The 6,365-nt window shown below is 66.2% G+C and carries 7 protein-coding genes; all 7 read left to right on the forward strand.

Translation table 11 applies throughout. The features are described from left to right. Positions 1 to 24: 24 nt before the first annotated feature. The 7 genes from AAGI46_04735 (at position 25) to AAGI46_04765 (ending at position 5,672) form a co-directional block, all read left to right on the forward strand. Entirely contained in the window at positions 25 to 420 is a 396-nt protein-coding gene (locus tag AAGI46_04735) for a hypothetical protein (GenBank protein MEM1011510.1), read from the forward strand. A 238-nt stretch (positions 421 to 658) separates the two neighbouring features. After that, complete coding sequence (locus tag AAGI46_04740; protein MEM1011511.1) at positions 659 to 1,747, forward strand: serine/threonine-protein kinase; 1,089 nt, start codon at positions 659 to 661, stop codon at positions 1,745 to 1,747. 33 nt (positions 1,748 to 1,780) lie between these two features. Further along, positions 1,781 to 2,092: a hypothetical protein gene (locus AAGI46_04745; GenBank protein MEM1011512.1), complete on the forward strand. Its 312-nt coding sequence runs from the start codon at positions 1,781 to 1,783 to the stop codon at positions 2,090 to 2,092. Between the two features lie 20 nt (positions 2,093 to 2,112). Beyond that, positions 2,113 to 2,442 carry a hypothetical protein gene (locus AAGI46_04750; protein MEM1011513.1) on the forward strand — a complete coding sequence of 110 codons (330 nt, stop codon included), beginning with the start codon at positions 2,113 to 2,115 and terminating at the stop codon, positions 2,440 to 2,442. A gap of 49 nt (positions 2,443 to 2,491) precedes the next feature. Then, positions 2,492 to 3,316 (forward strand): hypothetical protein, encoded by an 825-nt coding sequence (locus AAGI46_04755; GenBank protein ID MEM1011514.1) that lies wholly within the window; start codon positions 2,492 to 2,494, stop codon positions 3,314 to 3,316. A gap of 112 nt (positions 3,317 to 3,428) precedes the next feature. Continuing rightward, complete coding sequence (locus tag AAGI46_04760; protein MEM1011515.1) at positions 3,429 to 5,006, forward strand: hypothetical protein; 1,578 nt, start codon at positions 3,429 to 3,431, stop codon at positions 5,004 to 5,006. A 42-nt stretch (positions 5,007 to 5,048) separates the two neighbouring features. Then, entirely contained in the window at positions 5,049 to 5,672 is a 624-nt protein-coding gene (locus AAGI46_04765; protein MEM1011516.1) for a hypothetical protein, read from the forward strand. Positions 5,673 to 6,365: the final 693 nt, after the last annotated feature.

A 6,365-nucleotide genomic window follows, 5' to 3' on the forward strand; every position in this document is an offset into this window, starting at 1 on the left:
GGCCCGCGTCGTAGAATCGACGTCGTGGACTTCCTCAAAGGCATCGGCGGCAAGATCGCGGGCGGCGTGGTGGCGCTCCTGGTGATCGTCGCGGCCATCGCCTTCTGGCAGGCCGGGCCGGAGGGACGCGATGCCTTCTTCGACAACGGCGGAAAGATCCTCGCGTGGAGCCTCGTCACGCTGCTGGCCCCGTGGGCGTTGTTTTTTGTGGTCGTGTGGGTGGCGAGGCAGGACTCGAACGGAGCGGGCGTCGCACTGGTCGGCGGTTTGACGGGGCTGGAACTTTTGGGCCTGTGGTGGATGTTCGATTTCGAGGTCGGCGGCGGTGTCGCCATCGGCTTCTTCGCTGTCGCGGCCCTGTTCGCGGCGGCCTACAACGCGCTCGCGTGCGACTTCGTGGCAGATCGCCTTGTCGGATAAATCGACCGATCACAAAAGGCCTGCCCGACGTACCACCAGGTGCGGACACGACGAAGAATGTGGCAGATTCTGACACACTTTCGTCTGTCGCCCACCGGCGTCGCGCTGTACGCTGGTGGGGTCCGGGAGATCGCTCTTGGGCCATGACACGAGACCCGCCCGCATGACGCACGCGGAGGCCTAGATGCCCGAAGATTCACGAACGAGTCGAGGCCAGCAACCGGCGACCGGTACACCCGTGGCCGAAGGGCATCGTGTGGCCGAATGGGTGCTTGACCGCATGCTCGGCCACGGCACGTTCGGCGACGTCTGGCTTGCCCACCATCACATCTGGGCCGACCAGCAGGCCGCCGTGAAGCTGCCGCGTGATCCGGCCTACGTGCGGGCGCTGCGTCGTGAGGGCGTCAATGCCCACCGGCTGGACCATCCGAACATCGTCAAGGCCCTCGGCATCGACCCGTATGCGGAGCAGCCGTACCTCATCATGGAGTACGTGCCCGGCACCACGCTGCGGGACGTCATGAAAGACGGCAGGCTCAGCGTGGCTGACGCGACCAGCGTCCTGCAGCAAGTCCTGTCGGCCCTCGGGCACGCACACGAGCGCGGCATCGTCCACCGCGACGTGAAGCCCGAAAACGTGCTCATCCACGAGGCCGCCTTGGCCGGCGGGGCGAGCGGCGGGCTGTCAATGCCCGGGCTGGTCAAGCTCACCGACTTCGGCCTAGGTCAGGCAGAACTCCAGGCACGCGACGCCGCGACCAACAGCATCGTCTTCTCGACCGACGCACAGCAGTCGCCAAGCCTCGCCGGCAGCCTCGACTACATCGCGCCCGAAGTGAAAGCCGGCAAGCTCGCCGACGGACGGGCGGACCTCTACGCGTGCGGCGTCATGCTCTTCGAGATGCTCGTCGGCGAGCGTCCGGCGGGAACCGATGTGCCCTCCGACGTCCGCGGCGACGTGCCGGCCTGGGTCGACGACGCGTTCCGCCAGAGCTACGCCCGCCTCGATCGCCGCTTCGCCGACGCTGCCGCCTTCGCCGCGGCCCTTGGCGAGCGAGCGGCCCCGACCGACCGGGCCGTGCCGGTCGAAACGAAGCAGGGCGAGTGGACGATCCGCAACGTCGATGCCGAGCGGCGACGCTCGCTGGGCGACGGGCACGCGTGCGGTGCGTGCGGTGCCCGCGTCGACGCTGACGACCAGTTCTGCATGAGCTGCGGCCGGCAACTCGTCGACAACGTCCGCCGTTGCGGCCGATGCGGCTCGTTCCCGGCTCGCGACGACGCCTACTGCATGTTCTGCGGCAGTTCCCTGTCACCCGCTGGATAGTGCTTTTTCACCGTTTTCTGCAGGAAACCAGCCATGGCCGTTCTGCAACTCATCGCTCTGACCATCGCCGTCGTGGTGCTTGCGCTCGTCGCAGCGCAGCTGATCGCGGTGACGCTGGCAGTGACGATCGGCCTGGTCGGTGGGCTGGTGCGGTTCCTCGGCATGCTGCTCATGCTCCCGTTCCGACTCGTCGCAGGGGCGACGTCGCTCGTCTCCGTGGGTGGTCCAGAAGAGCCGCTTGAGCTCGGGTCGAGCTGCCCAGACAAACATTGCGTTTGCACCAACCCGGCTTCTGCGCGGTTCTGTAGACGGTGCGGCCGATCGCTGCCAAGTCCGCTTGCCTGACGCTTTTCCCGGATTTTTCGATGATTCCGACGCTCGACATCCTCACCGGCCCGCTGGCCTCGGCAGAGGCGGCGGTCTTCATCCTCTTCGCCGCGGGTGTCACCGCGATGACGGCCTTCGCGTTCGTGCTGTGGGTCGGCTGGGTCTGCATCAAGGGCATCCTCGTCCTCGTGCTCAAGCTCGGCATCTGGCCGGGTGCCAAGCGGCGTGAGGTGACGTCGCACAAGCGGCACGCTTGCCCAGACCCCGTCTGCCGGGCCGTCAATCCCGAGCACGCCACCTATTGCCGGCATTGCGGCCGCATGCTCTCCCGCGGCTTCCATCGGTCGCCCGAGGTCGCCGGTGCCTGAGGCCAAGCCGTTGACCGTTAAAGAGATCGGATCAAGACAGCGAGGCGGTTTGAAGCTGTCGGAGGAGGCGTTGCTGACCACGCTCGATCGGCCGGCGCACCCGTCGCTGGTGCCAACGACGATGCGGACGCTGCTCCTGGGCCTGATCGGCTTCGGGGTCGTGACCGCGATCGCCAACGCGTTTCGCCTGATCCGGGCCGATGCCTGGCGGAGCGATCGGCTGGACGACGTGACCCGCTGGCTCGACATCCGTGGCCTGTCCAAGGTTCGGCCGACCAGCACGAGTGCACGCTGGTGCGGCCGGATGGCCATCGTAAGCGGTTTCCTGGCAATGGCTTCTGCATTCGCCTTTTACTTCGCCGAGCGCGGCGACCTGTGGCAGCTCTGGTTCATCGACCCGTTCCGCGGACCCGAGCCCACGGCGGCGCTGATGGCGTTCCTGGGCTTCGTCTCGCTGGCCCACGTGCTTGTCTGGATCGGTGCGAACCTGCATGCCGTTTCCGGGCAACGGTTTGTGAATGAGCTTCGAGAGCAGCTCGGCTGGCCCAGTGACGAGCGGCCGGTAGCCTGGCGGTGGGGCCTTTCGCCCGTCCCAGCCGTCGCGGCGGCCCTCCTGGGCTACGTCGGCGTGCTCTGGGCTGTGCCTATGTTGCTGGCAGCCAACGTGTTGCGATTGGCCGTTCAACGCGACGACCGTCGCCTGCTGTCGGACATCGGGACGATTCTGCGGGGCGAGATGGGCAACCCGACGCTCCCGCCGGTGCACCGGATCAAGCGGTGTCCGCTGACCAACTGCCGGGCCGATTTGACGGCTGATGCCGCGTTCTGTCCGCGGTGTGGGCGGTCGGTCGGGCAGGCGGAGGCCTTCGCCTAAACTGCCGCCGAATGGGTCACGCGGTTTTCCTCCTGTCCGTCGCTGGTTGGGTATGGGCCGGTACCCTGCTGCTACTGCTGGCTGTCCGTAGAACCTCCACGAGGGACCCGAGTTGAACCCGGCCGAGACCAACTCCGCCGTCGCGCGGGCCAAACGTCAGCGCGAGCTCGAACGCCGAACCGTCGGGCACCTCCTCGCGATGATCAGCGGCCGCGAAATGGTCGCCGTGACCTCGACGGGCCTGCGACCCGTCTCCGCGCTCCAGCCGAAACTCGTCCGTTGGAACCAAGCCAAGGCGATCAAGGAGGCGCTCGTCTCGGCGGGCAATCCCGACTTCGATCTGCAGGACGCCATGCCGCTCGGCGAGGGCATCGACCTCTCGCTGGGCCGGCAGGTGCTGATGGCGTTTCGCCAGCCAGTCGGGCAGGTGCGCTTCGTCTCGCTCCCACAGTTCGAAGACCTGGCTCGCGACCGCGACCCGAGTCCCATCTCGGCCGATGACATTCGCCAGCGCATGCAGGACGTGCCTCAACCCGGCGACAACGAGACGCCATCGAGCGAGTTCGGCGGGCCGATGACGCTGATTCTCTTTGCCGGCGGCGGATTTTCCGACGACGCACGCCGCGTCGCCAAGACCTTCGTCGACGGGCCACCGACGATCCTCATCGAGCCCGACGATGTCGGCGGCTTCACCATCACCGCACCCGACGCCGCGGCCGCGCTCGCTGCGACTTTCAACCCGGAAAGCCTCGACGGCCAAGTCGATCGCGTGGGCGAGGCGTTGGAGCGGCGGCGCGTCGACCTCCTCACGGGCGGCGTCGCCCTGGATGCCGTTGCCGAAGAGACAAAGCTTCCGCTGCCGCTGGTCGAGCGTGCCGCCGCGCGCTGGGCCGATCGTTCTGGCGAGCCGCTGCGGGTGAAGACGATCGCGGGCGTCCCGTCGCTTTTCCGGGACGCGAGCTTGGAACGCCCGGATTCGTCGGCCCGATCGGCCGGGGCATCGGGTACCATTGCCGTCATGGACCGGGTCCGCCGACTCCTGGGCAAGGGCGTTTCTGTGGAGAAGCGTCTGGCCGCCCTCGCCGAGCAACGCGCGGCTCTGTCTCGCCAGCGCGACCGGCAGTACGACGAGATGGCCCGCCTGGAAGACCGCGAGCGCGAGCTGCGGGACGCGTTCCAGAATGACGACTCGGAGAACGCCAAGCGTCGCATCACCAGCCAGACGCTCCAGCTGCGCAAGGACATCGACCGCCGGCGTCAGACGGTGTCGATGCTCAACCAGCAAATCAACGTCGTCGGCACGCACCTGCACAACCTGGAGCTCGCCCGCGCCGGTTCGGCCGCGGGCAAGCTGCCCAGTGCCGAAGAACTCGCCGACGACGCCGCCAAGGCCGAGGAAGTCCTCGCCGAGCTGCAGGTCAGCAGCGAGCTCGCCGACGAACTCGCCGGCCAAGCCGCCGGCACGTCGACGACCCTGTCCGCCGAGGAGCAAGCCCTCTACGACGAACTCGCCGCCGACACCGACCCGACCGACGACGAGGCCAACAAGCCCGCCTTCACCCGCGAAATCCCCGTCACCCCCAAGGCGACCACCCCGACGCCGACTGTCCCCGCGGAAGAAGAACTCGCCGAAGAACCCGCACCAACCCCCGCCGCCCCCGAACGCACCCGCCAAGCCGAACCCGGCTAACCCTCCGACCTTCCGGCTTCCTCCTTCAAGCTTTCCGACTCCGTGGCCCTCATCGACCGACTCTTCGGCCGCAACAAGACCCTCAGCCAGCTCTCGCGCGGCGAGCTGAGGCGGGAGGAGATTCTGCTTGGCAAACGACGCGACAAGCTCTTTGCCCGCGTCGACGAACTGGCCAAGGCCAAGCACGAGATCTTTCGCCAAGGCAAGCAGAGCAGCTCGCCCGAGCTGCGTCGCAGCCTGGCCCAGGACTTCGAGCTCAAGACGCAGGAGCAGCTCATGGCGGCCCGCGAGCTGAACCTGCGGAGCAAGGAACTCATGACCGTCGCGCGGCTGCGGATGGTCCGCGAGAACCAGGCCAACGGCGCCGGCTCAGGCCGACTCAACCTGACCGCACGCGACATGGCCAAGGTCGGCACGTGGCTTGAGAACGATGCCGTCGGCCAGGAGATGTACGCCGAGCGGCTCGACCAGCTTCTGGACATCGGCAGCGACGCCGACCGCGACGCGATCGCCGGCATCCAGCTCGACAAGGCCGGCAGCGACCTGATGCACCTCTGGGAGCAGCTCGACGCCGGCACGATGGAAGAGGACGAGGCCTACGAACAAGCCGAAGAAGTGACCCGCCGCCGCGCCGGCGGCGGCCAGGCGAAGCCTGAAGCGGGCTAATCATCCGCAATTCCAGTCGAAGCGATGATCACACGACCAGACACCTTCGGCTTAATTGTCAAACTGCTTTAACTGAACTCTGGTGCCACTTCATCCTTTGAGGTGGCGGGACAGAACACTGCAAGGATGAAGTGGCACCAGGCCCGAAGCGGGCTAATGCGTCGCGACTCCAATCGAAGCGATGATCACACGCTGGCGTATCTGAGCTTTGATTGCAAATAATCTCGATACGTTCTACCGATCGACACGTCATCTGGTGCCACTACATGAATTGTAGTGGGGACGACTCAATCGACGGGTCAATTCGCTTAGTAATGTCGCACGGCGACGACACAGTCATCAGAAGTGCAACTTGAATCTGTCACTGCGAGTCATGCGCAATGATGTGTGTTCGCAGCCCATTGTGCGTGATTTCAAGTTAGAATGATTGATTTCTGGCGAAGCCGCTGGGCAGAGCGAAGCGTAGCCCCGGGCTCGGGCACAGACCCGGGGCGACGCGTCGCTCTGCCCAACGGCTTCGTATAAAGTGCAAACAGCGGGTGTGGTTTTGATTAGCCGGGTGGTCCTGCTGGACCAATTGCGCATCAGACGGACAGACCGAAGTTCGCGCGGAGGAGTGCGAAGTCGGAGAGGTCGACGGTGCCGTCGTTGTTGAAGTCGCCATCGAAGGCGCCGTTGAAGACGGACTGCCCG

The sequence above is a fragment of the Planctomycetota bacterium genome (assembly GCA_038746835.1).
GTDB lineage: Bacteria > Planctomycetota > Phycisphaerae > Tepidisphaerales > Tepidisphaeraceae > JBCDKH01.

Bases quoted from the DNA above. Each gene is read 5' to 3' on its own strand.
- AAGI46_04745 (MEM1011512.1), top strand. From the start codon at position 1,781: ATGGCCGTTCTGCAACTCATCGCTCTGACCATCGCCGTCGTGGTGCTT.
- AAGI46_04750 (MEM1011513.1), top strand. From the start codon at position 2,113: ATGATTCCGACGCTCGACATCCTCACCGGCCCGCTGGCCTCGGCAGAG.